This window comes from Saccharothrix variisporea, assembly GCF_003634995.1.
Classification (GTDB): Bacteria; Actinomycetota; Actinomycetes; order Mycobacteriales; family Pseudonocardiaceae; genus Actinosynnema; species Actinosynnema variisporeum.
In genome coordinates, this window is record NZ_RBXR01000001.1 from 999,456 (window position 1) to 1,025,089 (window position 25,634).

Annotated in this window: 30 protein-coding genes; 11 read left to right on the forward strand and 19 right to left on the reverse strand. The window is 72.6% G+C overall.

Annotated features, from left to right (window positions below; genetic code table 11):
• Positions 1-15: 15 nt before the first annotated feature.
• Complete coding sequence (gene rox / locus DFJ66_RS04455) at positions 16-1,437, forward strand: rifampin monooxygenase (RefSeq protein WP_121218194.1); 1,422 nt, start codon at positions 16-18, stop codon at positions 1,435-1,437.
• Between the two features lie 37 nt (positions 1,438-1,474).
• Here rox and DFJ66_RS04460 read toward each other — a convergent pair whose 3' ends face one another.
• Complete coding sequence (locus DFJ66_RS04460) at positions 1,475-1,867, reverse strand: DUF6220 domain-containing protein (protein WP_121218196.1); 393 nt, start codon at positions 1,865-1,867, stop codon at positions 1,475-1,477.
• Between the two features lie 39 nt (positions 1,868-1,906).
• Here DFJ66_RS04460 and sigJ point away from each other — a divergent pair, with 39 nt between their 5' ends.
• Genes sigJ through DFJ66_RS04475 form a run of 3 tightly spaced genes read left to right on the forward strand, consistent with a single transcriptional unit; the run spans position 1,907 to position 3,560 of the window.
• Positions 1,907-2,878, forward strand: coding sequence for an RNA polymerase sigma factor SigJ (sigJ, locus tag DFJ66_RS04465; RefSeq protein WP_211350971.1), 972 nt, complete (start codon positions 1,907-1,909; stop codon positions 2,876-2,878).
• Entirely contained in the window at positions 2,878-3,255 is a 378-nt protein-coding gene (locus DFJ66_RS04470) for a YidH family protein (protein WP_121218198.1), read from the forward strand. The genes sigJ and DFJ66_RS04470 overlap by 1 nt, the downstream gene beginning before the upstream one ends.
• Complete coding sequence (locus DFJ66_RS04475; protein WP_121218200.1) at positions 3,252-3,560, forward strand: DUF202 domain-containing protein; 309 nt, start codon at positions 3,252-3,254, stop codon at positions 3,558-3,560. Before DFJ66_RS04470 ends, DFJ66_RS04475 begins: the two co-directional genes overlap by 4 nt.
• Before the next feature lie 3 nt (positions 3,561-3,563).
• On the opposite strand, the gene DFJ66_RS04480 is transcribed toward DFJ66_RS04475, so the two are convergent.
• The 12 genes from DFJ66_RS04480 to DFJ66_RS04530 form a co-directional block, all read right to left on the reverse strand.
• Positions 3,564-4,076, reverse strand: a complete 513-nt coding sequence (locus DFJ66_RS04480) for a hypothetical protein (protein ID WP_121218202.1) — start codon at positions 4,074-4,076, stop codon at positions 3,564-3,566.
• Between the two features lie 11 nt (positions 4,077-4,087).
• On the reverse strand, positions 4,088-4,951 hold the full coding sequence (locus tag DFJ66_RS04485) for a TIGR03619 family F420-dependent LLM class oxidoreductase (protein WP_121218204.1): 864 nt from the start codon (positions 4,949-4,951) through the stop codon (positions 4,088-4,090).
• A gap of 52 nt (positions 4,952-5,003) precedes the next feature.
• On the reverse strand, positions 5,004-5,453 hold the full coding sequence (locus tag DFJ66_RS04490; protein ID WP_121218206.1) for an iron chaperone: 450 nt from the start codon (positions 5,451-5,453) through the stop codon (positions 5,004-5,006).
• A complete protein-coding gene (locus tag DFJ66_RS42445) occupies positions 5,450-5,617 on the reverse strand; it encodes a hypothetical protein (RefSeq protein ID WP_170199131.1) in 168 nt (55 codons plus the stop codon). The genes DFJ66_RS04490 and DFJ66_RS42445 overlap by 4 nt, the downstream gene beginning before the upstream one ends.
• 91 nt (positions 5,618-5,708) lie before the next feature.
• Positions 5,709-6,626, reverse strand: a complete 918-nt coding sequence (locus DFJ66_RS04495; protein ID WP_281276599.1) for an RNA polymerase sigma-70 factor — start codon at positions 6,624-6,626, stop codon at positions 5,709-5,711.
• Between the two features lie 24 nt (positions 6,627-6,650).
• Positions 6,651-7,808, reverse strand: coding sequence for an NAD(P)/FAD-dependent oxidoreductase (locus DFJ66_RS04500; protein ID WP_121218208.1), 1,158 nt, complete (start codon positions 7,806-7,808; stop codon positions 6,651-6,653).
• An 84-nt stretch (positions 7,809-7,892) separates the two neighbouring features.
• Positions 7,893-8,231, reverse strand: coding sequence for a gamma-glutamylcyclotransferase family protein (locus DFJ66_RS04505; protein WP_121218210.1), 339 nt, complete (start codon positions 8,229-8,231; stop codon positions 7,893-7,895).
• 24 nt (positions 8,232-8,255) lie between these two features.
• Entirely contained in the window at positions 8,256-9,284 is a 1,029-nt protein-coding gene (locus DFJ66_RS04510) for an ABC transporter ATP-binding protein (RefSeq protein ID WP_121218212.1), read from the reverse strand.
• Positions 9,281-10,096, reverse strand: coding sequence for a molybdate ABC transporter permease subunit (modB, locus tag DFJ66_RS04515; RefSeq protein ID WP_121218214.1), 816 nt, complete (start codon positions 10,094-10,096; stop codon positions 9,281-9,283). Before modB ends, DFJ66_RS04510 begins: the two co-directional genes overlap by 4 nt.
• 13 nt (positions 10,097-10,109) lie before the next feature.
• A complete protein-coding gene (modA, locus tag DFJ66_RS04520; protein WP_121218216.1) occupies positions 10,110-10,862 on the reverse strand; it encodes a molybdate ABC transporter substrate-binding protein in 753 nt (250 codons plus the stop codon).
• Positions 10,863-10,865: 3 nt separating this feature from the next.
• Positions 10,866-11,264 carry a TOBE domain-containing protein gene (locus DFJ66_RS04525; RefSeq protein WP_121230654.1) on the reverse strand — a complete coding sequence of 133 codons (399 nt, stop codon included), beginning with the start codon at positions 11,262-11,264 and terminating at the stop codon, positions 10,866-10,868.
• 64 nt (positions 11,265-11,328) lie between these two features.
• Positions 11,329-13,767 carry a DUF7617 domain-containing protein gene (locus DFJ66_RS04530; RefSeq protein ID WP_121218219.1) on the reverse strand — a complete coding sequence of 813 codons (2,439 nt, stop codon included), beginning with the start codon at positions 13,765-13,767 and terminating at the stop codon, positions 11,329-11,331.
• A 304-nt stretch (positions 13,768-14,071) separates the two neighbouring features.
• On the opposite strand from DFJ66_RS04530, the gene DFJ66_RS04535 reads away from it, so the two are divergent.
• Genes DFJ66_RS04535 through DFJ66_RS04550 form a run of 4 tightly spaced genes read left to right on the forward strand, consistent with a single transcriptional unit; the run spans position 14,072 to position 16,432 of the window.
• A complete protein-coding gene (locus DFJ66_RS04535) occupies positions 14,072-14,437 on the forward strand; it encodes an arsenate reductase family protein (RefSeq protein ID WP_121230656.1) in 366 nt (121 codons plus the stop codon).
• Between the two features lie 34 nt (positions 14,438-14,471).
• A complete protein-coding gene (locus tag DFJ66_RS04540; RefSeq protein ID WP_121218221.1) occupies positions 14,472-15,506 on the forward strand; it encodes an AAA family ATPase in 1,035 nt (344 codons plus the stop codon).
• Between the two features lie 9 nt (positions 15,507-15,515).
• The gene (locus DFJ66_RS04545) at positions 15,516-16,058 is read left to right on the forward strand and encodes a MarR family winged helix-turn-helix transcriptional regulator (RefSeq protein ID WP_246029573.1); all 543 of its coding nucleotides are present in this window, start codon (positions 15,516-15,518) and stop codon (positions 16,056-16,058) included.
• Positions 16,055-16,432, forward strand: a complete 378-nt coding sequence (locus tag DFJ66_RS04550) for a nuclear transport factor 2-like protein (protein WP_121218223.1) — start codon at positions 16,055-16,057, stop codon at positions 16,430-16,432. The genes DFJ66_RS04545 and DFJ66_RS04550 overlap by 4 nt, the downstream gene beginning before the upstream one ends.
• Positions 16,433-16,442: 10 nt before the next feature.
• On the opposite strand, the gene DFJ66_RS04555 is transcribed toward DFJ66_RS04550, so the two are convergent.
• Together DFJ66_RS04555 and DFJ66_RS42450 are read right to left on the reverse strand one after the other, a co-directional pair.
• Positions 16,443-18,548, reverse strand: coding sequence for a tetratricopeptide repeat protein (locus DFJ66_RS04555; protein WP_121218225.1), 2,106 nt, complete (start codon positions 18,546-18,548; stop codon positions 16,443-16,445).
• A complete protein-coding gene (locus tag DFJ66_RS42450) occupies positions 18,545-19,186 on the reverse strand; it encodes a GNAT family N-acetyltransferase (RefSeq protein WP_170199133.1) in 642 nt (213 codons plus the stop codon). Before DFJ66_RS42450 ends, DFJ66_RS04555 begins: the two co-directional genes overlap by 4 nt.
• A gap of 837 nt (positions 19,187-20,023) precedes the next feature.
• Between DFJ66_RS42450 and DFJ66_RS43965 the strand changes: the two genes are divergently transcribed.
• Positions 20,024-20,416, forward strand: coding sequence for a VOC family protein (locus DFJ66_RS43965; protein ID WP_246029574.1), 393 nt, complete (start codon positions 20,024-20,026; stop codon positions 20,414-20,416).
• 36 nt (positions 20,417-20,452) lie between these two features.
• Here the strand turns inward: DFJ66_RS43965 and DFJ66_RS04570 are convergent, their stop codons facing one another.
• The 3 genes from DFJ66_RS04570 to DFJ66_RS04580 all read right to left on the reverse strand — a co-directional run bounded on the left by DFJ66_RS04570 (position 20,453) and on the right by DFJ66_RS04580 (position 22,894).
• Positions 20,453-21,304 carry a trypsin-like serine protease gene (locus DFJ66_RS04570; RefSeq protein WP_121218231.1) on the reverse strand — a complete coding sequence of 284 codons (852 nt, stop codon included), beginning with the start codon at positions 21,302-21,304 and terminating at the stop codon, positions 20,453-20,455.
• Between the two features lie 120 nt (positions 21,305-21,424).
• Entirely contained in the window at positions 21,425-21,829 is a 405-nt protein-coding gene (locus DFJ66_RS04575; protein WP_121218233.1) for a hypothetical protein, read from the reverse strand.
• Positions 21,830-21,931: 102 nt separating this feature from the next.
• Entirely contained in the window at positions 21,932-22,894 is a 963-nt protein-coding gene (locus DFJ66_RS04580) for an AraC family transcriptional regulator (RefSeq protein WP_170199135.1), read from the reverse strand.
• A gap of 202 nt (positions 22,895-23,096) precedes the next feature.
• On the opposite strand from DFJ66_RS04580, the gene fabG reads away from it, so the two are divergent.
• Complete coding sequence (gene fabG, locus DFJ66_RS04585; protein WP_121218237.1) at positions 23,097-23,801, forward strand: 3-oxoacyl-ACP reductase FabG; 705 nt, start codon at positions 23,097-23,099, stop codon at positions 23,799-23,801.
• The gene (locus DFJ66_RS44875; RefSeq protein ID WP_121218240.1) at positions 23,801-24,358 is read left to right on the forward strand and encodes a response regulator transcription factor; all 558 of its coding nucleotides are present in this window, start codon (positions 23,801-23,803) and stop codon (positions 24,356-24,358) included. The genes fabG and DFJ66_RS44875 overlap by 1 nt, the downstream gene beginning before the upstream one ends.
• 5 nt (positions 24,359-24,363) lie before the next feature.
• On the opposite strand, the gene DFJ66_RS04595 is transcribed toward DFJ66_RS44875, so the two are convergent.
• Positions 24,364-25,629, reverse strand: coding sequence for a beta-ketoacyl-[acyl-carrier-protein] synthase family protein (locus DFJ66_RS04595; RefSeq protein WP_121218242.1), 1,266 nt, complete (start codon positions 25,627-25,629; stop codon positions 24,364-24,366).
• Positions 25,630-25,634: the final 5 nt, after the last annotated feature.

Consider the following 25,634-nt stretch of genomic DNA (forward strand, 5'->3'; position numbering starts at 1 on the left):
AGGATTGGGCGGTACATGTTCGACGTGATCATCGCGGGGGCTGGGCCGACGGGTGTCATGCTGGCCGCGGAGCTCCGGTTGCACGGGGTGGGTGTGGTGGTGCTGGACAAGGAACCCGAGCCCACCAAGGTCGTGCGGGGGCTCGGGTTGCACGCGCGCAGTCTCGAAGTGCTGGGGCAGCGCGGCATCGTGGACCGGTTCCTCGCGGTCGGCAAGCAGCACCCGGTCGGGGGGTTCTTCGCGGGCATCGCCAAGCCGCAACCCGACCGCCTGGACACCACCCACCCGTACGTCCTGGCCATCCCGCAAACCACGACCGAACGGCTGCTGACCGAACGCGCGCTCGAACTGGGCACCGACATCCGGCGCAACCGCGCGCTCGTCGGCCTGACCCAGGACGACCACGCCGTCACCGCCGAACTGTCCGACGGCACCACCCTGCGCGCCCGCTACCTCGTCGGCTGCGACGGCGGGCGCAGCGCGGTGCGCAAGCTGCTGGGCATCGGCTTTCCCGGCGAACCCGCCCGCAAGGAGTGGGTGCTGGGCGAGGTCCGGGTGACCACGCCGCACGACGAGCTGATGGCGTCGGTCATGGAGCTGCACAAGACCCGGCACGGGTTCGGCGCGATCCCGCTCGGCGACGGCGTGTACCGGGTCGGCGCGCCCGCGCTCGACGTGGCCGAGGACCGCACCGTCCCGCCGACGCTCGACGAGCTCAAGGACGCGGTCCGGGCGGTGGCCGGCACGGACTACGGCGTGCACTCGCCGCGTTGGCTGTCCCGCTTCGGCGACGCGACCCGGCTGGCCGACCGGTACCGCGAGGGCCGCGTGCTGCTGGCGGGCGACGCGGCGCACGTCCACCCGCCGCTGGGTGGGCAGGGCCTCAACCTCGGCATCCAGGACGCGGTGAACCTGGGGTGGAAGCTCGCGGGGACGCTCGCGGGCTGGGCGCCGCCGGACCTCCTGGACACCTACGAGGCCGAACGTCGCCCGGTGGCCGCCGACGTGCTGGACAACACCCGCGCCCAGGTCCTGCTGACCACCCACGAGCCGGGCCCGCGGGCCGTGCGCCGGCTGCTCGCCGAGCTGATGGAGTTCGAGGAGGTCAACCGGTTCCTGCTGGAGAAGGTCATGGCGACCGCCATCCGCTACGACTTCGGCGGCGACCACCACCTGGTCGGGCGGCGCCTGCCCGACCTGCCCCTGAAGACCGGTCGCGTCCACGACCACCTGCACACCGCCCGCGGCGTGCTGCTGGACCAGACCGGGCGGCTCTCCGTCGCGGGCTGGGCGGACCGGGTGGACCACGTCGTGGAGGTGAGCGAGGAGTTGGACGTGCCGGCCGTGCTGCTGCGCCCCGACGGCCACGTGGCGTGGGTCGGCGACGACCAGCGGGACCTGCTCGACCACCTCCCCCGCTGGTTCGGCCCGGCCTGAGAAGACTCCCGGAGGGCCGGCCACCCCCCTGGAGTCCTCAGGCCGGCTGCCCCGAGCGGACACGGGCCCCAGCCAGCGCCTGTCGCAGGACCAGCCCGACCACCGCCGCGATCGCCATCCCGTTGACCGCGTGCAAGCCGAACACCAGCGGCCCGGTCGGGTCGTCCAGCGTCCGGGCGACCTTCGCGATCACGACCTGCACCCCGGTCAGCGCCACCACCACCGCGGGCAGCCAGATCAGCCGGCGGGGCAGCTTGGCCACCCCCGCCACCACGGCCATGACCAGCGGCAGCAAGAAGGTCACGTAACCGAGGGCGTGGTGGGGCCGGTAGAGGGCACCGCTGCCGAACGCGCCGCTCGCGGCGAAGAAGAACTCCGCCGCCACCACGAGCGCGAGAAGGACGGTCAGCACGGCGAACACCCTGCGCATGGCGCAACTCCTCAAGGTCGTCACATATCGTCTGCACACATGACGACGCAGCGCGCGGAGATGTCAGGCCGAGCCGGCACCCGGTCCGGGCACGACCAGCGCCGCCACCTGACCGGCCTCGCCTACCGGCTGCTGGGTTCCGCGGCCGAGGCCGAGGACGCCGTCCAGGAGACCTACGCCCGCTGGTACGCCCTGTCCCCCGCCCAGCGCGACGCCATCGTCTCCCCCGACGCGTGGATGACCACCGTCGCCGGTCGCGTGTGCCTGGACCAGCTCGGCTCCGCCCGAGCGCGGCGCGAGCGGTACGTCGGCGACTGGATCCCCGAGCCGCTGCCCGCCTCGAACGCCACCGACGCCGCCGACCCCGCCGACCGCGTGACCCTCGACGAGTCGATCACGATGGCGTTCCTGGTGGTCCTGGAGACGATGACCCCGGCCGAACGGGTGGCGTTGATCCTGCACGACGTCTTCTGCCACCCCTTCGCCGAGATCGCGGAGGTCGTCGGCCGCACCCCGGCCGCCTGCCGCCAGCTCGCCTCCTCCGCCCGCCGCCGCCTGCGCACCGGCCGGCCGCCCGCGTCGCCCGACCGGCAGGCCGAACTCGTCCGGGAGTTCAAGCGGGCGTGGGAGGCCAAGGACATCGCCGCTCTGGTCGGCCTGCTCGACCCCGACGCCACCATGACCGCGGACGGCGGCGGCGTGGTCCGCGCCGCCCTGCGCCCGATCCGCGGCAGCGAGCGGATCGCCCGGTACGTGCTGGAGCGGACGGCCGGCCTGACCATCCTGGAACGCACGGTCAACGGCCTGCCCGGCCTGGTCGCCCAGCTCGACGGCGTGACGGTCACGGTGGCGGCGTTCGACCTGACCGGCGACCGGATCGGGCACGTCTGGGCGGTCCGCAACCCCGAGAAGCTGAGGCTGTGGCAGTCCACAGAGGACACGCCGTGGCACGCTGTGCCGACCGACCGAGTGGGAGTACCGTCCGTGGTGGAGCCGGGAGGACTCGCGTGATGCGGGATCTGCGGTTGTGGTTCTCGCCGTCCCGGATGCTCGCCGAGGGCACGACGCCGGACTACCGGTTCTCCCTGGCCAACGAGCGCACCTTCCTGGCCTGGATCCGCACCGCGCTGGCCCTGGTCGGCGCGGGACTCGCGGTCGACCAGTTCCTGCCGGACCTGCACGCGCCGCTGCGCACCGCCGTCGCGCTGACCGCCGTGGGCCTGGGCACGGCGTGCGCGTTGCGGGCGGTCCACCACTGGGTCCGCTGCGAACGCGCGATGCGCCGCGGCGAACCCCTGCCGGTGACCCGGTTCCCCGCGGTGCTGGCGGTCGCGCTCTTCGCCCTGTCCTGCGCGGTCATCGTCACCATCGTGGTGAGCGGCCCGTGACCGACCCCGGCCCCCGACCGGAACGCACCGGCCCCCAACCGGAGCGGACCGGGCTGCAACCGGAACGCACCGCCCTGGCCTGGCGCCGCTCGGCGCTCACCTGCACCGTCGTCGCCCTCCTGGCCGCCCGCGAAGCCACCGCACACCCGATCGCGCTGGCCGTGGTCATCCCGGCGTGGCTCCTGTTCTGCGCGATCGCCTACCTGCGAGGCCGCACCACCACCCGCCCGCTCCCCCACCTCGTGCCGGCCGTCACCACCGCCTCGGTCCTGGCCCTGGCCGCCGCCGCGCTGCTCGTCCGGTGAGGTTCAGTTGGACGTGAACGACTCGATGTAGACGTGCTGCGGCTGCGCCGACCGGTTGACCACGACGTTCACCGCCTGCTCGTACGCCCCGTGCCACCGCTCGACCTGCCAGGACTCCACCCGGTCTTCACGCCCGAAGTCCCACGTGATCTCCGAGTCCGCCGGCGGGCTGATCGGCGGCCCGCTGTCCGGGAACACCGGCTTCCACTGCACCACCGGTGTGTTGCCGTCGATCCCCACCGCGGCCAGGAACTCCGCCACACAACCGTCCGGAGCCGTGAAGTCCATGTACACGCTGTTGCCCACGAAAGTGGAGTCCACGTAGTACTTCGCCGTCTCCTGCGCGCACGGCGGCAACGCCACCGCCGACACCTCCTGGGCCTCGCCGAAGTCGAGCTTCGACCAACTGCTCGGGTAGGCGTGCGGGTCCGACGGGCCGCGCATGACCAGCAGGGCGCCGCCGATCATCGCCGCCGCGCACGCCAGCGTGCCGACGAAGGCAAAGAGGATCTTCACGAGGTGGAAGCCTAATACCCGGCCCGGAGACCCAACCGCTCGGCGAACGCGGACATCTGGTCACGCTGCTCCGCGGGGTCCGCGCTGGTGGCGCTCACGACCACCCGCGTCACCCCCTGCTCGGCGAACACCTCCGCCTGCTCCACGCCCATGTCGATCGAAGCCCACCGCGTGTACTCCAAGCGCCCGGGGTCGCGACCCGCCGCCTCGGCCGTGTCCCGCACCAGCCGCCACTGCGCGTCGCGCTCGTCCGGCGTCAACGCCCCGCCCGGGAAGTACCCGTCACCGCGCAGACCGGCCCGCCGAGCCGCCGCCCGACTGGACCCTCCCACGTGGATCGGGAGCGAGCCGCCCCCGTGCACCTTGGGGAAGCTGCACAAGTCGTCGAACTCGAAGAACTCCCCGCGGTGGCTCACCCCGTCCTCCCCGCCCTCCCACAGCAGGCGCAGCACGTCGATCGACTCGTCGGTCCGCCGTCCCCTGGTGGCGAAGTCGACGCCGACCGCCTTCGCCTCGCCGGGCAGGACCCCCAGACCCACGGTGAGCAGGCGCATCCGGCCGCGGGACAGGACGTCCACCGTCGCCAGGCGCTTCGCCAGCACGACCGGGTGGTGGTAGGGCAGCAGCAGGACCCCGGTCCCCAGCAGGATCCGGCTGGTCGCGGCGGCGAGGAAGCTCAGGGTGTCGACGGGGTCGGCGTAGGGCAATCCCGCCGGGATCTGGTGGCCGCCCACCGCCGCGCCCGGGTACACGGCGATGTGCTCGGGGACGTACAGGGCCTCGAAACCGCACTCCTCGGCGTGCCGCGCGTAGGCGACCACCCGGTCGGGGTCCACGCCGAAGTACGGGGTGCTGTAGCTGATCGCGAACTTCACGTCTTCCGACGCTATGCCTTGACGCCCACGTCAAGGCAAGCGCGTCACGACCTCAGCCGACAGCCCGGCGCACCAGCTCCGCGATGCGCTCCTCGACCTTCGGCGTCACCTCGGTGAGGGCGAAGTGCGTCGCCCACATCTCGCCGTCGTCGAGCCCGGCCGCGTCGTTGAACCCCAGCGTGGCGTAGCGGGTCTTGAACTTGTCCCGGTTCTGGAAGAAGCACACGACCTTGCCATCCAACGTGTACGCGGGCTGGCCGTACCACAGCTTCGGCGCGAGCGTCGGGGCGTTGGCGGTGATGACGGCGTGCACGCGCTCGGCCATGACCCGGTCGGCCTCCGGCATCTCGGCGATCTTCGCCAGCACGTCCTGCAGCCACTCCGCCTCCTTGTCGGCGGCGGACTTGCGGCGGGCGTCCTTCTTGACCTCGCGGGCGTGTTCCTTCATGGCCGCACGCTCTTCGGCGGAGAAACCTTCGTACGCGGCGGTCTTGGTGCTCATCGGGAGATCTCCTCGAGGACTGGAAGCTGGTCGGTGACTTCGGGCTCGGCAACGGCCGGCACGGGTTCGGCGGCGGCCGGCGTGGATCCGGCGGCGGCCGGCGCGGGCTGGGCAGCCCCGGTCGCGATCGCCTCGGCGGCGCCGGGTACGCGGTAGAGGCACATCAGTGCAGCACCCCCGGCTCGGTGTCGGTGAACCTCATGCCGACAACGCTAATCGCCGCGCCCCGACCCCTGCTTCTCCAATCCTGATCGGTCACCGCAGGGTCAGCGCCGTGGAGGCCGCGATCCGGGTCAGCTTCTCCGGGTTGCGGACGAAGTACAGGCCGGTGATGCGGCCGTCCGCCACATCGCACGCCAGCACGCCGTCGACCTCCCCGTCCACGTGGAACAGGATGGCGGGGTTGCCGTTGAACACCGCCGGCTCGGTCACCAGGTCCGCCTGGGTCTTGGCGATGCCGCCCAGCACGTACCGCACGAGCTTCTCCGCCCCGACCACCGGCCGCAGGGCCGCCTGCTTCACGCCGCCGCCGTCGGCGGTCAGCACGACGTCGGGCGCGAGGACGTCCAGCAGCCCCTGGAAGTCCCGGGTGTCCAAGGCCCGCCGGAACGACTCCACCACCGCCCGCACCTCGCTCGCCGCGACCGCCTTGCGGGGGCGGCGGGCGTCGACGTGACGACGGGCGCGGTGGGCGATCTGGCGGACGGTCTCGCGGGTCTTGCCCACGGCCTCGGCGATCTCGTCGTAGCCGACGTCGAAGGCCTCGTGCAGCACGAACACGGCCCGCTCGGTCGGTGACAGCGTTTCCAGCACCAGCATCATCGCCATCGACACGCTCTCGGCGAGCGTGACGTCCTCGGCGACGTCCGGGGTGGTCAGCAACGGCTCGGGCAGCCACGGGCCGACGTAGGCCTCCTTGCGGCGCTGGAGGGTGCGCAGCCGGTTGAGCGCCTGGCGGGTCGTCACCCGGACCAGGTAGGCGCGCTGGTCGCGCACCTCCGCCTGGTCCACCTCGACCCATCGCAGCCAGGTCTCCTGGAGCACGTCCTCGGCGTCGGCCGCCGACCCGAGCATCTCGTACGCGACGGTGAACAACAGGTTGCGGTAGGTGACGAACGCCTCGGTCGCCGACTGCCCGATGTGCTCACCCACGACACCCCGCCCCTCGTCCACGCCGTCGATCTTCGCCCATGCCGATCAGCGCACGCGCACCGGCTCGGCTCCGACCAGCTCACCGCGCTTGGGGTCCTTCAGCCACGCGTTCCGCGCGCCGGGCTTGCGCGCCTCGCTCGCCAGCTGCTTGACGGTGCTCTTGCACACGAACTCCTTGATCACCGCGCCGAGCCGACCGCCGACGTGCCGCTTGGTCGCCTTGTCGTCCCGCGAGGCGAACTGGAAGATCCCGGCCCGACGCCCGAGGCTGACGCACAGCCCGGCGAACCCCACCTGCACCACCGCCGGCTGCTCGCCCGCGATGCGGCTCAGCACGGTCTCCGCGGCCTGTGGCCCCAGCTGGACCGCCGACTGGCACCCCATCCGGTAGGGCAGGTCCGAGGGTGCGGCGCAGTCGCCGGCCGCGACGATCCGCACGTCGTCGACGCTGGTCAGCGTCTCGTCGGTGCGCAGGCGACCTTCGGCGTCGGTGCTCAGCCCGCTGCGCGCGGCCAGGTCCGGCACCCCGAACCCGGCGGTCCACACGGTCACGTCGCCCTCGACCACCCGCCCGTCGGCCAGCCGCACGGCGTCCCGCTCGACCTCGACCACGTCGGTGCCCTCGACCACGACGACCCCCAGGTCGGCGAGCCGCCGAGCCACCGCGCGCCGCCCCTTCGGGTGCAGGTACGGCCCCAGCACGCCACCGCACACCAGCGTCACCGCACGTCCCCGCTCGGCCAGTTCGGCGGCCGTCTCGATCCCGGACGCGCCGCCCCCGACGACCGTCACCGCGCCGGCGGCGTCCAGCACCGGCCGCAGCCGCTCAGCCTGCTCCAGGGTGGAGATCGGGTAGGCGAACTCGGCCGCCCCCGGCACCTCCGGCGCGGCGGCGGCACTGCCCACCGCGTACACGAGGTAGTCGTAGCGGAGGACGTCACCACCGGCGAGCTCCACGACCCGCCCGGCCGCGTCGATCCGGGTCGCGGTGTCCACCACCAGCCGGACCCGCTCGGCCAGCACGTCCCGGTACTCGACCACCGCCGGATGGGTGCCGCCCGCCAGCTGGTGCAGCCGGATGCGCTCGACGAACGTCGACCGGGCGTTGACCAGCGTCACGGTCACGTCGTCACGGCGGGTCAGCCGGTTGGCCGCCATGACCCCCGCGTACCCGCCGCCCACCACGACCACATCGGTGCTCATCTCGGTGTCTCCTCAGCTCGGGGCCCGTTACGACCCCAAGACACCGCACCCCGCCCCGCCGTGACAGGCCGTGACGCACGTCACTCAGACACCCTCGGCCAGGACGTAGACCCACGCCTCGACCCCGGACGCCAGCGGCACGCGCACCCGCGTGTAGGCGTCCACCTCGTACTCGTCGGCCGCCGCCAGGTCCGCCTCGGTCAGTTCGAACACCGTGCCGGCCACGCCGTCCCCGCCCTCCGCCGGGCGCAGCACGGGGTGCCGGTCGCTGCCGCTGGTGGCGATGACGTCCGGGTCGGTGATGGTCACCTCGGCGAGTTCGTAGCCGGTGATCACGTCCGGCCGGCCGGGCAGTTCGCGGCCGAACAGGGCTTGCTGCACGGCCGGCTGCTGGAGCGTCCCATACGAGAAGAGCAAGATCACGCGCCCCAGCCAACCAGACGACCCTCACACCGCATAGGTGTGGATCTCCGTGGCCTTCAGCACGGCCCACAGCCGGTCCCCCGGCTCCAGGCGCAGGTCGGCCACGGTCGCGGTGGTGACGTCGGCGAACACCGCCGGTGTCCCGGCCAGCTGGACCCGGGTGGTGTGGGCGTGCTGCTCGACGCCGACGACGGTGACGGGCCACGTGTTGCGCGGGCTGCCCGCCGGTTGCTCCGGGTACAGCCCGACCGCGGTCGGCGAGAACACCACGTGCACCTCCCCGGCCACGGGTTCCGCCACGGTCAGCCGCCCACCGTCCACGAGCGACACTTCGGTGCCGTCCGCCCACCCCCGGTACAGGTTCAGCCCGACCAGGTGCGCCACGTAGTCCGTGCGCGGCCTGCGAACGACCTCCGCCGGTGTCCCCTCCTGCACCACCCGCCCGCCTTCGAGGATGACGATCCGGTCGGCCAGCACCATCGCGTCCAGCGGGTCGTGGGTGACCAGCAGCGTGTGGCCGGGGTAGTCCCGGAGGTGCCGGCCGAGGTCGGACCGGACCTTGAGGCGCGTGCTCGCGTCCAGCGCGGCCAAGGGCTCGTCCAACAGCAACAACAGCGGGTCCGTGGCCAGCGCACGAGCCAGCGCGACCCGCTGGGCCTGCCCGCCGGACAACGTCCGCGGCTTGGCGCGGGCGAACTCGGCCAAACCCACCTTGTCCAACCACTCCAAGGCCACCGCGTTCGCCGCCGTCTTCGGGGTGCCACGAGCCCGCAACCCGAAAGCCACGTTGTCCAGCGCGGTCATGTGCGCGAACAGCAGGTAGTCCTGGAAAACCACACCCACAGGCCGCTTGTCCACCGGCAGAGCGTCCCAGGTGGACCCTTCCACCTGGACCCGGCCACCGCCGACCAACCCTGCCAACGCCCGCAGCGCGGTCGTCTTGCCCGCCCCGTTGGGACCCAGCAGCGCCACGACCTCGCCCGGCGCGATGGTGAGGTCCAACTCCAACCGGAAGTCCCCGCGCGCCACGCGGATGGCGGCCTCCAGGGTCATGCCGCACCCCTGATCCACCGGTCCCGCAGGCCGGCCAGCACCCCCACCGATACGAGCAGCAGCACCACGCTGAGCACGATCGCCGCGTCCGGGTCGCTCTCCAGGGCCAAGTAGACCGCCAGCGGCATGGTCGTGGTCTCGCCGGGGTAGTTGCCCGCGAACGTGATCGTCGCGCCGAACTCCCCCAACGCCCGCGACCAGCACAGCACGGTCCCCGCCACGAGACCGGGCAGCACCGACGGCAGGGTCACCCGCCGGAACGCCAGCCACCGCGACGCGCCCAGCGTCGCCGCCGCCTCCTCGAACCGGGGATCGGCCGCGCGCAACGCGCCCTCGACGGAGATGACCAGGAACGGCATGGCCACGAACGCCTCCGCCAGCACGACCCCCGCCGTGGTGAACGGCAGCGAGATCCCGAACCAGGCGTCCAGGTACTGCCCGACCAGGCCGCGCCGCCCGAGCACGAGCAGCAACGCGACACCGCCGACCACCGGCGGCAACACCAGCGGCACGGTCACCAACGCCCGCAACACCCCGCGTCCGGGCAGGTCGCTGCGCGCCAGCACCCAGGCCAGCGGCACTCCCAGCACCACGCACACCACCGTCGCCAGGCTCGCGCACACCAGCGACAGCAGCAGGGCGTCCCCGACCTCGGCGCTGAAGAGTCGTTGCGGCAGGGTGCCCCAGGGCGCGCGGACCAGCAGCCCCACCAGCGGCAACAACAGGAACGCCAGGCCCACCACCGCCGGCACCACGAGGACCACCGGCAGCCGCGCCCTCCGCACCCCCGTCCCGGCCCGCACGCCCGTCACGCCTCCACGTCCGTCACGGCGCGGTGAACCCCGCCTCGACCAGCACCGCCCGTCCCGCCTCGGACACCACGTGGTCGAGGAACGCCTGGGCCCCCACCTTGTTCCGCGCGTTCGCCAGCGGTGCGATCACGTACGCGTTGACCGCTTCGGCGGCCTCCGGGAAGTCCTTGCCCTCGACCTTGTCGCCCGCCGCCTTGACGTCCGTCCGGTACACCAGAGCCGCGTCGACCTCACCCAGCGCCACCTTGGCCAGCGTGGCTTTGACGTCCTGCTCCAGCGTGTCCGGCCGGGCCGTGACCCCCGCCGCCTCGAACACCTTCTTCGCCGCCGCCCCGCACGGCACCTGCTCCGCGCACAGCGCGATCTTCAGGTCCGCCTTGGCGAAGTCCGCCAACCCGGTCACCCCGCCCGGATTCCCCTTGGGCACCACGATCTGCAAGGTGTTCTTCGCGAACGTGGTGGGCTCGGCCTTCACCGTCCCCGTGTCGGTGACCTGCCTCATGTTCGCCGGCGCGGCCGAGGCGAACAGTTCAGCCGGCGCGCCCTGGTTGAGTTGCTGCGCCAAGGCGGAACTGCCGGCGAAGTTGAACGTCACCTTCGCCCCGGGGTGGGCCGCTTCGAAGTCCTTGCCCAGCTTGGTGAACGACTCGGTCAGCGAGGCCGCGGCGAACACCGTGATGTCCCCCGACGCACCACCCCGGTTGGCCGCTTCGGGTGTCCCGCACCCCGCCACGACCAGCGCCAGCACCGCGAGCACCTTCTTCACGCCTCAGGCCTCCGGGATCTCGACGACGACGTGGGTGGACTTGATGGAGGCGACCGCGACGCTGCCGACCTCCAGGCCCAGCTCGTCGGCGGACTCGCGGCTCATCAGCGACACGATCCGGAACGGTCCGGCCTGCATGTCGATCTGCGCCATCACCCCGTCCTTGACCACGCGCGTGACGATCCCGCGCATCCGGTTGCGCGCGGACGCGGCCACGGTCACGCCGGGCTCGGCGACCTCGGACAGCTGCTGGGCGAACGCGGCCAGCTCGGCGCCGTCGATCGCCTTGCGGCCGTTGTCGAGCACCACGGCGTGCAATCGGCCTTGATCGATCCAGCGCCGCACCGAGTCGTCGCTGACGCCCAGCAGCGCCGCCGCCTCACTGATCCGCAGATTCGGCATGAGCGGGAGCATAGTTCCGAACATGCGGAACCCGCCACTCCGGTCGAGTGGCGGGTTCCCCAGGTCAGTTGTTGCAGAACAGCGCGCATGCCTTCGCCGACGAGTACGGCGAGTAGGAGGGTTGGGTGCCCGCCGGCGAGTTGCGCGGCGTGTACTTGGCCTTGGCGTGGTTGGTGATCGGGAACAGCGTGATCACCGCGTAGGTCGAGCAGTAGACCTGCTTGGACTGGCCCGGCGCCAGGCTGAACGTCCCGCCGGCGGTCTCGCACGACGGCTCGTCCAGGTCGTAGACGGTCACATCGTCCACCGCCACCGGGCCGTCGTTGGTGATGGTGATGCGCCACCGGGCCGTGCCGAACAACGCGCCCAGCAGGCCGACCGGGGTCTGCTTCACCCACGGTCCCGCGCCACCCGGACCGCAGTCCGCCGCGTGGTGGGACGCGCAGATCTCCTTCTCCGTCCGCACGACCGGCTGGCACGCCGCGCCGGGCGCGACCGGCACGGAGACGGTGTTGGACGAGAACGAGCCGGATGCGTCGGTGCCCGTCGCCGTGTTCACCACGTCGGTGGCGGTGCAGGCCGTGGCCACCGTGGTCTTGAAGCACACCTGCGGCGGGTCGCCGACGAAGTCGACCACCAGGTTCGGCTTGGCCCCGCCGGAGAAGTCCGCGCCGTTGTTCAGCACCAGCCGGGTGGTCACCGTGAGAGAGGTGTGCGCGGTGGCCGAGACGCCCCTCAGGTCCACCGAGCCGTCCGGCGCGAAGCCCGGAGTGGCCACGACGGCGCCGTTCTGGTCCACCACGGAGACGCTGGACGCGGCGAAGTTCACGTTGGCCGGCGTGATGCCCTCCAGCCGCGCGAAGCCGTACCCGGTGACGTGGTCGGTGTCGGCGTCGCAGTAGAACGCCGAGGGGGTCAGCGTCACGGCCGCGCCGCTGCGGGCGCACGGCGAGCCGCCGGTGGCCGGGTCCATCGAGAACAGCACGCCCGCGTCACCGAGGCCGATCAGGCACCCGGTGGTGGCGTCGTAGGCGTAGCCGTAGTCGCGGGTCGCACCGCCGTTGACGGTGGGGTGCGTGGCCGGGTTCGGGAAGCCCGCGCAGCCCGCGCCGGTGGTCCAGTCGTGGCAGAGCGCCGCGCCCGCGATGCCGCCGCCCCACACCGCGAGGTAGCTGCGCGTGTGGCCGTCCGGCCCCACGACCACCTCGGGCGTGAACGCCAGCACCCCGCCGCCCAGGGTGGTGAACGCCGAAGGAGGAGCCAGCGGGCCGCCGGCGAGCGTGTAGCACGTCGTGACGTCCGTGGGACCTGTCGTCGTGGCGCACGCACCCACCGCCGCGCCGCCGGAATCGTAAGCGGTGTAAGCGTTGTAGGTGTAGTTGTCCGCCGGACCCAGCGGGCGCGGGGACACCCAGCCCGAGCACGCGGCGTTCGTCGCCGGGTCGAAGCAGCCCATCGCCGGGACCTGACCGGCCTGCGGCGAGGAAGAGGCGAACACCTTGCCGCCGGCCACGGTCATCGCGCCCAGGTAGTAGACGGCGCCCGGGGCGGACGGGGTGTGGCCGTTCGGCGGCACGACCGCGGCGTAGGGCTGGCCGCCGCACGCGGCCTTCGCGGCGATGTTCCAGCACACGACCACGCCACTGGTGGCCACGCCGTAGAGGTTGCCGTTCGCCTCCACCAGGCCCGCGAGGTTGTTCACCGGCCCCCCGGTCGCCAGCAGCGGCCAGTAGCCGCAGTTCGCGACCGCGGCGAGGTCCAGGCAGCCGACGCCCACCGAGGCCGTGGTGATGGCCGCGTAGTACACCTGGTGTGGCGCAACGGGATCGCGCACGTACTGCGGTTCCAGCGGGCTGATGACGTCGCCGCCGGAGGCCTGGAGCGGGCCGCCCGCGGTGCTGAGCACCTTGGGCCACGGTCCGCCCGCGCACAGCGTGCCGGTGGCCAGTTCGCTGCACACCACCTTGGGCGCGGTCGGGCCGGCGTGGTGGAAGATGTTCCACGCCTGCAAGGAACCCGAGGGCGTGCGGTGCAGCAACGGGGTGAACCCGTCGCCGCCGGTCGCCGTGGCCGCCGCCTGCACGGGCGGGGTGAGCTGGGACGCAAGTGCGGTGCCACCGGGTCGGGCCGCGGGGTTGGTGGCCCGGACCGCGACCGTGCCCGAGGCGGGTTCGCTGTTCTGGAAGGTGGTGCCGTCGGTCGACCACTGCGGCGTCCACCCCGGCGGCACGCGCAGCGCACCGGGGATGTAGGCGTGGGTGGAGGCGATCTGGTCGGTGATGGTCGCCGCGCCGGTCGCCGTGGAGTTGTTGTCGTAGTCGAGGGTCCACACCGCTGTGCCACCGTGGTCGACCGGGGTCGTGGCGGTGCGGACCGACTTCGTCAGCGTGGACACCGCCAGCGGGTCGGCGCCCGCAGTGACGGTGCCGGGCACCACAAGCGTTCCCGCGACCACCAGGGGGACAACCAGAGTGGACAGAGTTCTGGACCTGCTTCTTCGCATGGCCGTCTTCCTCTCGCCGGACCGGTCGGTCCGTGTGCCAAACCCTAGGAACGGCAAGGGAAAGCGACAACGAGCCTCACCCCGGTGCCCGGCCACGCGCCCCTGTCGGCGTAGCCGTGTCCCCAAAATTCGGGTTTGCGGAAGGCTTTCCTCTACCCGGGCACGGACCGGTCGGACACGGATGCTGACCACATCAGCCTTTTCGGCCCAGCAACCCCGTCCGGCCCGGCCGCGTCGTGACTCCGCGCGCCCGTCTCCTACAGTGACCGGCGTCGTCTCGACCCGCGCGAACGGAGGCCTCCCCGTGGAGATCTGGATCAACCCGGCCTGCTCCAAGTGCCAGTCGGCGGTGTCGCTCCTGGACGCGGCGGGCGCCCGGTACACGGTCCGGCGGTACCTGGAGGACCCGCCCACGGCGCAGGAGATCCGGGACGTGCTGACGCGGCTGGGCCTGGAACCGTGGGACATCACGCGGCTGGGCGAACCCGTGGCGGACGAGCTCGGCTTGGACTCGTGGGGCCGCTCCGCCGGCGACCGCGACCGGTGGGTGGAGGCCCTGGCGACGCACCCGATCTTGATCCAACGCCCCATCATCACCGCCGACGACGGCACCGCCGTGGTCGCCCGCAGCCCGGAGGCGGTCCGGGCGGTGAGCGGCGAAATCGGGTGACACACGGCGGCCCGGGTTCGGACAATCGCTCGTCGTGACCGAACCCGTGCCCGTGCTGTGGCTCTGCGGCCCGCCCGGTGTCGGCAAGTCGACGGTGGGGTGGGCGCTCCACCAGCGACTGCGCGACTCCGGCGTGGCCGCCGCCTACGTGGACCTCGACCAACTGGGCATCTGCTACCCGGAACCGCCGTCCGACCCCGGCCGGCACCGGATGCAGGCGCGCAACCTCGACCTCGTGGTCGCGCACCTGGGCGCGGCCGGTGCGCGGTGCGTCGTGGTGGCCGGGGTGGTGGACGTGACCAGCGGCGTCCCCGCGGACCTGCTCCCCCACGCCACCGTGACCCTGGGCCGCCTCGACACCGACCCGGCCGTGCTCCGCGCTCGACTGCTGGAGCGCCCGGCTCCCGCGGATTTCGTCGACCTGGCGCTCGCCGAGGCTTCCGTGGTGGAGCCGGGTGTCGTCTTCCGCGTGGACACGACCCGACTGCCGGTGTCCGAGGTCGTGGACGAGGTGTTGTCGGCCGCCGGAGACTGGCTCGCCACGCCCCGGGTCCTGTGGTTGTGCGGCGCCACCGGGGTCGGCAAGTCGACTGTCGGCTTCGCGGTGTACCAACGCCTCCTGCGCGCGGGCCACACCGCCGCTTACGTGGACTTGGACCAGATCGCCGGCCACGGCCCGCTCGACCACGGCCTTCGGGCGCGCGTGGTGTCGGACCTGTGGCGCACCTACCGCGCGGCCGGTGCCCGCACCCTGGTCCTCACCGGTCCCGTGGCGGAGGAGGCGGAGGTGGCGGTGTACGCCGAGGTCTTGCCGCCGATCGCCCTGTACCGCCTGCACGCGAGCCCCGACCACCTCGCCGCCCGCATCGCCTCCCGCGCGGCCGGCGGCAGCTGGGCCCAACCGGGCGACCCGCTCCGCGACCTCCCGGCGGCCGACCTGCGCCGGATCACCGCCCGGGCGGTCGCCGAGGCCGAGCTGCTCGACCAACGCGCCCTCGGCCACCGCATCGACACCGACGACCACGACCCCGAACACCTGGCCGACGTGATCGCACCCAAAGTGTGGTAGTACTTCATTGTGAAGTACGTACACAAATCCGAGGACGGCCTCCTCTACGACCCCGCGGTGCGCGAGTCCATGCAGGTACTCGCCGCCGATGGCGACACGCTGGCCTTGGAGGCCGCCGCCGGTCTGCGCTCCGCCACCCAGGCCGTGGACCGCATGCGGGGGCACGGTGCCGGTGGCAGGGGGATCAGCGCCGGCGCGATGGACGTCCTGGTCCGCCTCGCCACCGACGACGGGCTGACCATCGGCGAACTGGCCCGCGCCGGCGGCGTGAGCTCGCGCAACGTCACCGGCCTGGTGGACACCCTGGAACGCGACGGCCTGGTCCACCGGGTCCCCGACCGCCAGGACCGCCGTGCGGTCCGCGTCCACCTCACCCCCGCCGGCCGCGCCTGGCTCGACGCCTTCCGGGAGCCCACCCGCCGCGCTATGGCCGCGATCTTCGACGGCTTCACCCGCGAGGACCTCGCCCGGTTCCGCCACCTGTGCCTGCGCGTGGTCGAGAACCAGCGCCGGATCGAAGAGCACCTGCGACTCACCGAGGAAACCCCATGACCACGGCCACGACCGTCCGCGCCTACCACCAGGCCCGCTTCCGCGGCGACCTCCCCACCGCCGCCGCCCAGCTCGGCCCCGGCTTCACCTTCCGCAGCCCGTTGGTCACCTCCGACAGCCCGACCGGCCACCTCGACGGCCTGGACGGGCTCCTGAGCATCGTCACCGACGTGGAGATGATCAGCGAGCTGTACGGCGAGGACGAAGCGACCCTGGTCTACGACGTCCACACGGCGTCCCCTGTCGGCACCCAACGCACCGCCGAGCACTTCCGCCTCACCGACGGCCGCATCACGTCGATCCTGCTGATCTTCGACGCCTCCCCGTGGCACGCGATCATGGCCGCCGCCGGGCTTGGCGGACGTCAGGGTTAGCGGAGCCGGGCTAGCGGAGGTCGGTCAACTTCGCGCGCACGGCTGCCGCTTCCGGGGCGGCCTCCTGCTCGAACAGGACCAAGGCCGTCGTCCAGGACTGGCGGGCCTTGGTGCGGCGGCCGGAGGCGAAGAGGGTGTCACCCAGGCGGTCGTGGGCGACGGCCTCGGTGTGCTGGTCGCCCAGCGAGCGGCACAGGGCGATGGAGCGGCGCAGGTGGGACTCGGCGCGGTCGTAGCGGCCGAGCTGGTGGTTGATGTAGCCGAGGCTGTCCTCGGTGTCGGCCTGGCCCGCGCGGTGGTCCAAGGCGCGGAACAGGTCCAGGGCGTGTTCGCAGTGCACCAAGCCCTGTTCGCAGTCGCCCGCCAGGGCCAGTTCCCACCCCAGCTGGTCCAACGCCCGTGCCTCGCCGGTGCGACTGCCGACCTCGCGGAACAGCTTGAGCGCGTAGATCGCGTGGTCGACGGCCTCGGTGTAGCGCTCCTGCAGCTCGCGCACCCAGCTGAACGCGATGTGCGTCCGCGCCTTGCCCACCGGGATGTTCAGGTCCTCGTACAACCCCAGCGCCCGTTCCAGGTGCGCGGCGGCGTCGTCGTAGCGGTGCAGGCGGATCGCCGCCCGGCTGGCCAGGCGGTGCGCGCGGGCCTCGGCGGACCGGTCGCCGGTGCGGGTCGCGGCGGTCACGGCGGCGGTCTGGGTGGCCAGCCAGTCCCGCCAGTGGCCCTTGCGCTCGAAGTAGGTCACCGCGCTCCACGCCAGCGGCCACACACGGGTGTGCTCGCCGTGCTGTTCGGCGGTCGCCACGGCGGCCAGCAGGTTCGCGTGTTCGGTGGTGAACCAGTCCAGCGCCCGGGTCTCGTCGGTGACCTCCACCGGCGGGCTGGTGGCGGGCGGGACGGTGATCTTCGCGCGGTGCGGCGCGAGCCGGCGGTCGGCGGCCAGGGCGGTGTGCAGGTAGTGGTCCAGCAGCCGCCGCACCGCGCCGTCCGGCACGGAGCCGCCCACCAGCTCGGCGGCGTAGCTGCGCAGCAGGTCGTGCAGCGCGTACCGCTTCCCGGACTCCTCCACCAGGTGCGCCTGGGTCAGCTCCGCCAGCAGCACCCGCGCCCGCCGCACCGGCACGTCGGCCAGCGCGGCGGCGGCGTGCAGGCCGATCGTCGGCCCCTGGTGGAGGCCCAGCAGGCGGAACAGGTCGGCGGCCGGCGGGCTGAGCGCCTGGTAGGACCACGAGAACACCGCGCGCATCCCCAGGTACGTGTCACCCAGGTCGAGGGCGTCGAGGCGGTCCTGTTCGTCGCGCAGCTCCTCCGCGAGGGCGTCCAGCGGCAGTGCCGGGTCGGCGATGGCCCGCGCGGCGGCCAGCACCAGCGCCAACGGCAGGCGGACGCACCGGTCGACCAACTCCCGCACGGCCGCCGGGCTGGTCTCGGCCCGACCCGCGCCGACGCGCGCGGCCACCAGCTCGGTCGCCTCGGTGTGGCTCAACGGGTCCAGCCGGATGCTGCGCGCACCCTCGCGGACGATCAGGCTGTCCAGACTGTGCCGGCTGGTGACCACGACGAAGCAGCGCGGGCCGGGCAGCAGCGGGCGCACCTGCTCGGCGTCGCGGGCGTTGTCCAGCACCACCAACACCCGCCGCTCGGCCAACAGGCTGCGGTAGAGGGCGGCCTGGGCGTCCAGCGCGACCGGGATCTGCTCGGGCCGCACCCCGAAGGCGTCGAGGAACCCCCGGATCGCCTCCGCCGGCGTGACCGGCGCACCGGACGGGTCGAAGCCGCGCAGGTTGACGTACAACTGACCGTCCGGGAACCGCGCCGACACCTGGTGCGCCCACCGCACCGCCAACGTCGTCTTCCCCGCGCCCGCGGTCGCACTGATCACGTGGATCAGCGACCCACCGTCGCCCGCGTGCTCCAGCGAATCGGTCAGCCGCGCGACTTCCTCGGCCCGTCCGACGAACGGCGAAGCCACCGCCGGCAGTTGGTGCGGCACGATGTGCGCCGGCAGGGCCGGGACGGTCACGGTGATCCCGCCGCTCACACTCCCCGCCTGCACCACCGGCCCCGTCACCGAGCTGCCGATCGCGTTGTGGACGCGGTCGGGACCGGGTTCGGTCATCGGCGCAGGCCGTCGACGCGGCGCAACATCGCGTCGAGGTGCCCGTCCGGCGCGAGGCCGGCGTAGTAGCCCTCGTACAGGTCCGCGAGCACCCGCGCCACCCCGTCGGCGTCCAACTCCTCGTCCCCACGCCACAACAGGACCATCGGCACCAACTCACCGGGCGAAGCCAAGTCGGGCATGGAATACCCGTCCAACAACCCCACCGGCCACGCACCCCACCGCGCGTAGAACCCGACCCGCCGAGCCAACAGCGGATCCCGCCCCGGCGTCCGCACCGGATCCTCCACCTCCAGCACGATCCCCCGCACGTCGTCCCGCACGTCCTCGGCGATCACGTCGAGCAGCGCGGCCCCCACCCCCAGACCACGAGTGGACGAGGACACCGCCAGGTACTCCAGGTAGGCCGCACCCGAGGTCGGCAAGGCCAACGCGGTGGCAAACCCGACAAGCTCCCCGTCGAGGTCGGCCGTCCACAGCCATGTGCTGTTGCGCCGGGAGACGGTGTCGTGCGTCCCCCGCTCGGCCGGCGGAAACGCCTCGGCCCAGATCGACTCGATCGACCGACCCTCATCCCCGGACACCGACGCCCAGTCACGTCGACGCACGGACAGCAGAGCATCACCAAGCAACGTCATGCGCGCAGAAACCCCCATCGGGAGAGAGCGACCCCCCGACCGGGCAACCCCAACACCCCCATGATCCCGCCCAGACAACCAACCCACACCGCAGATCTGCGCCCCAGCAGCCGACACGCACCCAGCCCGTGCCTTGCAAGCCACCCGCCTGCACGAGGGATCTTCGGCAAAGCCGGCGAGTCGGCAGTCCACCGGAGAGGACACAACCCAACTTGGGCTTCTTGCTTTTGTCATCTCCGTATGGCCTGCCCGAAGGGCTACCACATTTTCCAGGGGTTGCAGCCGAAAGTTTTGCGAGGAACGAGCAAAAGTTTTAGCGGCAACCCCTGGAAAATGTGGTAGGCTCCGCCAGGCCATACGGAGATGACAAAAGCAAGAAGCCCCCGCCGTTGCAGTTGAGTCATCTTTGGTGGCCTGCCCGCCGGCGAGGCGCTTTTAGTCTTTGAACCGGAACGCTCCGCTCTCAAGCCGAACGCGCTGCGCGCTCGAAAGATGAAAAGCGGCGCTCGCCGCGCGGCAGGCCGCCAGCGGGGGGTGAAGGGCGTCGGTTCCCCCACCGCATGGCCTGGCAAAGCCAACCACAGATTTCCCGGGGTGCCGCTAAAACTTTTTGCTCGTTCCTCGCAAAAACTTTCGGCTGCACCCCGGCAAATCTGTGGTAGCCCTTCGGGCAGGCCATACGGCGGGGGAACCGAGGCCCTCCACCTGTGGTTGAGACCACCACACAAAAGCGCGCTGCGCGCGCCGGAAAGCGGAAAGCTGCGCCGCTTGGCGACGGGTCCTGCGCGACAGGGCCTGCGCGACGGCGACCTGCGGGACACGCCTAAGCTCCCGGACGTGCAGGTCGATCTCTTCACCATCGTCGTGGCCGACTACGACCCCGCGATCGAGTTCTTCACCGAGGTCCTGGGTTTCGAGCTGGTCGACGACTCGCCCTCCCTCACCAACGACGGTCGACCCAAGCGCTGGGTCGTCGTGCGTCCACCCGGGGCGCAGACGGGCATCCTGCTGGCGCGGGCCGACGGTCCCGAGCAGGCTGCCGTGATCGGCGACCAGGTCGCGGGGCGGGTCGGGTTCTTCCTGCGGGTGGACGACTTCGATGCCGTCCACGCCCGGATGACCGCCGCGAACGTCGAGTTCCTGACCGAACCGCGCACCGAGCCCTACGGGCGGATCGCGGTCTTCCGGGACATCGCCGGCAACAAGTGGGACTTGCTCGGTCCCGCCTGAGCGGGACCGAGCAAGCGGGTCTGGACAGCTAGCAGGTCAGGGCAGGGTGACGAACGGGCTCAGGAACGAGCGGGCCGCCGGGGTGTCGAGGCGGTAGACCACGTTGGTGGCGTAGCAGGGTGCGTCGCCGGTGATCGTGGTGGCCACCAGGGTGCGCTTGCCGTCGATCGTGGCGAAGTTCGGGCCGCCCGAGTCGCCGTAGCACGCGCCGCCGTAGCCCTGGGACTCGATCATGGACAGGCGCAGCCAGCTGTTGTTGAGGGCGTTGAAGCCCAGCGGCGCCTTCATGCGGACGCCGCCGCCCGGGTGGGTCTGGCCGCCGGGGGCGTTCAAGGCCTCCTCGGTGCCGTAGCCGACGACCGAGTACTCGGTGTCGTTCAACGCCTGCGGGCCCAGGGCGTCGAGCTTGCCGGCGGTGGGGAGGGTGGCCGGGGTGAACGACCAGCGGGCGGCGGTCTGCTTGGCGGAGACCTGGACGACCGCGATGTCGTGCGGGTCGGCGGACGTGCCGGGGTAGGCCGGGTCGCTGTGCGCCACGCCGGGGACGCCGACGGCCGCCGCCCTCTGCGCGGGGGTGCCGGTGGCGGCGTCGAGGGCGGACTGCACGTCCTGGAGCAGTGACACGTAGAACTTCACGTTCGACGGCCAGTCGGTGGTGCAGTGCGCGGCGGTCAGGAAGGTGTCGCGGTCGACCATCGTTCCGCTGCACACCCAGTCGACGCGGTCGGGGGTGGCGGGGTTGTCGTCGTTGTCCCAGGTCGCGACCAGTGCGCCGACCTCGGTGCGCTCGGGCGCGGGGGTGGCGTTGTAGGTGTTGATCGCGGCGGCGGGTGTGGCGGTCGCTGCGGCGATCGCGACCACGGCGGCGGCCACGGTGGCTGTGCGCATGGGCACTCCCTTGGTGCGTGCGGCGTGAGAGCGCGATTCAACCCCGCCCGAGCGCGCGAGAACACCCTCTTCCGCACGTTGACAGATGACCTGGAGGCCGTTTTGTCCTTTGTGGACGAATCAGAGGGCCTGGATCAGCCCGACGGCCAACGCCACCAGCGCGGCGGCGATGAGCAGCGCGCCCACGCGGGTCACCGCGGTGCCGGGCGACTTCGCGCCGGGCTTGCCCAGCCACAGGTGCAGGAAGAACCCGCCGGACTGGGCCAGCACGCCCACCAGCAGCGCGAGCCCCCACACCCACTGCACCCCGGCGGAGAACTCGGCCCTGGGCAGGTAGAGGAAGTAGACCAGGCTCAGCACCAGCAGCACGCCGGCGTGCGCGTGCCCGGCCCGGAAGAACCGCTCCCGCAGCTCACCCAGGGTCTCGCGGTCGGTGGTGATGAACCTGAGCAGCGCGTGACCGCCGAACTCGACGGTGACGATGGACAGCAAGGACACGATCGGCAGGATCGCGGTCGGCTCCACGGCCCCCAGCCCTTCGAGAGGAGCACGCCTGGCGGGATGCCAGGTCGGCGAGAATGTTGCCATCCCCGGCTGCGCCGTGGGTAGTGGTTCGTGCCACCGCGGTCAGCGGGCCGAGGAGCGGTACGCGCCGGGGGTGGTGCCGGTCCAGCGGCGGAAGGCGCGGGTGAAGGTGGAGGCGTCGGTGTAGCCCAGGCGCAGGGCGATCGGTTCGACGCCGAGCCGGGTGGTGGACAGCAGTTCGATCGCCGTGGCGTGCCGGACCTCGGCGACCAGGCGGTGGTACGAGGTGCCCTCGGCGGCCAGGCGGCGGCGCAATGTCCTGGTGGACAGGTGCAGGCGGGCAGCGGTCGTCGTCATGTCCGGGAACGAGCCCGTGGTGTGGCACAGGGTGCGGACGCACTCGGTGACCCGGTGGTCCAGGCGGTCGTGCAGGAGCAGGTCGCATTCCCTGGCGCACAAGCGCATCGTGCGCTGGTCGGCCTGCGGCAGCGGTCTGTCCAAGACGGGGGCGGCGGCGACCAGGGCGTCGCGCGGCGCGTCGAACACCACCGGAACTCCGGGGAACAGCCCGGTGACGGGCGGGCGGCGCAGCTCGACGCGCAGCAGCGGCACGGGTTCGCCGAGGATCGCGTCGACGATGGTCCGGACGGTGGCCAACTCGCGTTCCACGACGAAGTCCCGGACGGCCGCGGGCACCCCGGCCGCGTCCACCTCGACCCGCACCTCCTCGCCCGCGACCCACAGCGCCACCCCGGCGGTGACGTAGGTCAGCGCCAGCCGCTGGAGCCCGACCTCCGCCGCGACACCCAGGGTCGGGCTGGCCAGCAACGCGAACCCCCACACGCCGTAGTGCCGCAACCCCAGCCGCGACCCGGCCTCCACCCCGAGTCCCGGCCGGGGGCAGGCGCGCACCAGGTTGGCCGCGACCACCAACTCCTGGGACCCGTGCACGGCCGCGTCCGGGTCGTCGAGCAGGTCCGGCGTGACCCCGCTGCCCGCCAGGCACGTCCCCACCGCCACCCCGTGGGCGGCGGCGACCTCGACCATGCTGCGGATACCGGCCATTCCGCGTCGGGTGAGCCACGCCGGCCGGCCGGAAATGCCCATCGGGCGGCCGGTGAAGTCTGACGCGCGCAGGACGTCCCTCCTTAATGTCCGGGGAGGGGCGCCGGTGCCCATTACCGGCTTCCACCGTATTGGTCGACTCGACGTCGCCGGTGTGAATGCGCGTTCTTTCATTCGACCGGCCTAGGGAAAAGGAGTGCCAATGGCCCGGACGGTTCTGGTGACCGGGGGCAATCGCGGTATCGGGCTCGCCATCGCGCGGGCGTTCGCCGAGCGGGGCGACCGGGTCGCGATCACCCACCGGGGCGCCGCCGTGCCCGAGTACCTGTACGGGGTGCGGTGCGACGTGACCGACTCGGCGGCCGTGGACGCGGCGTTCGCGGAGGTGGAGCACGAGTTGGGGACGGTCGAGGTGCTCGTGGCCAACGCCGGCATCACCGACAGCACGCTGCTGACGCGGATGACCGAGGACCGGTTCACGCGGGTCCTCGACACCAACCTCACCGGGGCGTGGCGGTGCGCGCGGCGCGCGGTGGGGCCGATGGTGCGCGGCCGGAACGGGCGGATGATCTTCATCTCGTCGGTGGTCGGCCTCTACGGCAGCGCGGGCCTGACCAACTACGCGGCGAGCAAGGCCGGTCTGATCGGGCTGGCGCGGTCCATCGCGCGGGAGGTCGGCAGCCGGCGGGTGACCGCGAACGTCGTGGCGCCGGGGTTCGTGACGACGGACATGACGTCCAACCTGCCGCAGCAGTACGGCGCGGCTTACCGGGACGCGATCCCGCTGGGCCGGTTCGCCGAGCCCACGGAGGTGGCGGGGGTGGTGGAGTGGCTCGCGGGTCCGGCGGCCGGCTACATCACCGGCGCGGTGATCCCGGTGGACGGCGGCTTGGGGATGGGCCACTGATGCGCGGGGACGGGCTGCCGGCGGCGCGGGTGGACGTGGTGTCGGTGGGTGGGGCGGACCGACCGCTGCCCGGCCTGGACCCGGTCCGCCGCGCGGTGCCCGAGGTGGTGCTGCGGGACCGGCCGCGGGTCGTGGTGGTGGACGGGTTCGCCGAGCGGTTGGTGTGGCGGTTGGCGGACGCCGGGCTGCGGGTGGTCGTGCTGATCGAGCCTGCGGACCTGGTGCGGGCGCTGCACTCGGGTGCGCGGGGCTTCGCGTGCCGGGACGGGGCGGACGTGGTGCCGGCGGTCCGGGCGGTGGCGACCGGCGGGACGTACCTGGCCGCCGGGTTGGTGGACCGGCTGCGGGGGTTGCCGCCGTTGGGCGGGTTGACCGTGCGGGAGCGGGAGGTCCTGCGGTTGGTCGCGCAAGGGCGGTCGAACGTGGAGATCGCGCGGGAGATCCACGTGTCGGCGGCGACGGTGAAGACCCACATGTCCCACATCCTCACCAAGCTCGACCTGCCCAACCGGATGCACGCGGCGCTGCTGGCCCAGCGCGTGGGCCTGCGCTGTTAGGGACCTCAGGGGTGCTTGGTGAAGGCGAGCACGACGTTGTGCCCGCCGAAGCCGAAGGAGTTGGAGATCGCCGCGGTCATCCGCACCCGCCGACTGCCGTCCGCGACGACCTCCAACTTCACCTCCGGGTCCAACTCGTCCAGGTTCAGCGTCCCCGGCACCACGTCGTGGCACACGCTCAGCACCGTGAACGCGGCCTCGATCGCCCCCGCACCCCCGATGCAGTGCCCGGTCACCGACTTGGTCGCCGTCACCAGCGGGTGCGGGCCCAGGGCCGACAGCACGGCCGCCGCCTCGATCCGATCACCCACCTGCGTGCCCGGGGCATGGGCGTTGACGTGGGTGATGTCGTGCGGGTCCAGGCACCCGGTGCGCAACGCCTCCTGGATCGCCCGGACCTGACCGTCCGGCGCGGGAGCGGTCATGTCGTGCGCGTCGGAGCTCATGCCCGCACCCGCCAGGACGGCGTAGGCGCGCGCACCCCTGGCCCGAGCGTGCGAGGCGCGTTCCAGCACCAACGCCCCCGCGCCCTCGGCCAGCACGAAACCGTCCCGTGCCCGGTCGAAGGGGCGGGACGCCGATCGCGCCGCGTCGTTGCGGCGCGACAGCGCCCCCATCCGGGCGAACGTCGACAGGGACAGTTCGCCCAGGCACGCCTCCGCGCCGCCCGCCAGGACCACGTCCGCGCGTCCCGTCCGCAGCATCGTCAGCGCCCACGCGATGGCCTCGGCACCGGACGCGCACGCGCTGGTCGGGGCGTGCGCACCGGCCCGCGCGCCCAGGGCCAGGCTCACCGCGGCGGCCGGACCGTTGGGCATGAGCATGGTGACCGCGAACGGCGACACGCGGTCCGCGCCGCGCTCGCGCAGCCGCCGGTCCTGGTCCAGCAGGGTCCGCCCGCCGCCCAACCCGGTCCCGAACACGACGCCGAACCGCTCGGCCGGCACGTCCGGGGCACCGGCGTCGGCCCACGCCTCCCGCGCCGCGACCACCGCGACCTGCTGGCAGCGGTCCCAGCGGCGGGCCTCCACGCGGTCCAGTTCGCCCGCCGGGTCCACCCGCAGCGGTGCGCCGATGCGGACCGGCAGGTCGCGGGCCCAGTCCAGCGGGACCGCGCCGGGCTCCCCCGCCAGCAGCGCCGACCACGACGAGGTCGCGTCACCGCCCTGCGGCGTGGTCATCCCCAGCCCGGTCACCACCACCGGGTCGTCGGGCAGCGGCGGCAGGGTGGGGTGCAGGTCGTAGTCGATGCGCGGCCGGCCCAGTCCCATGACTT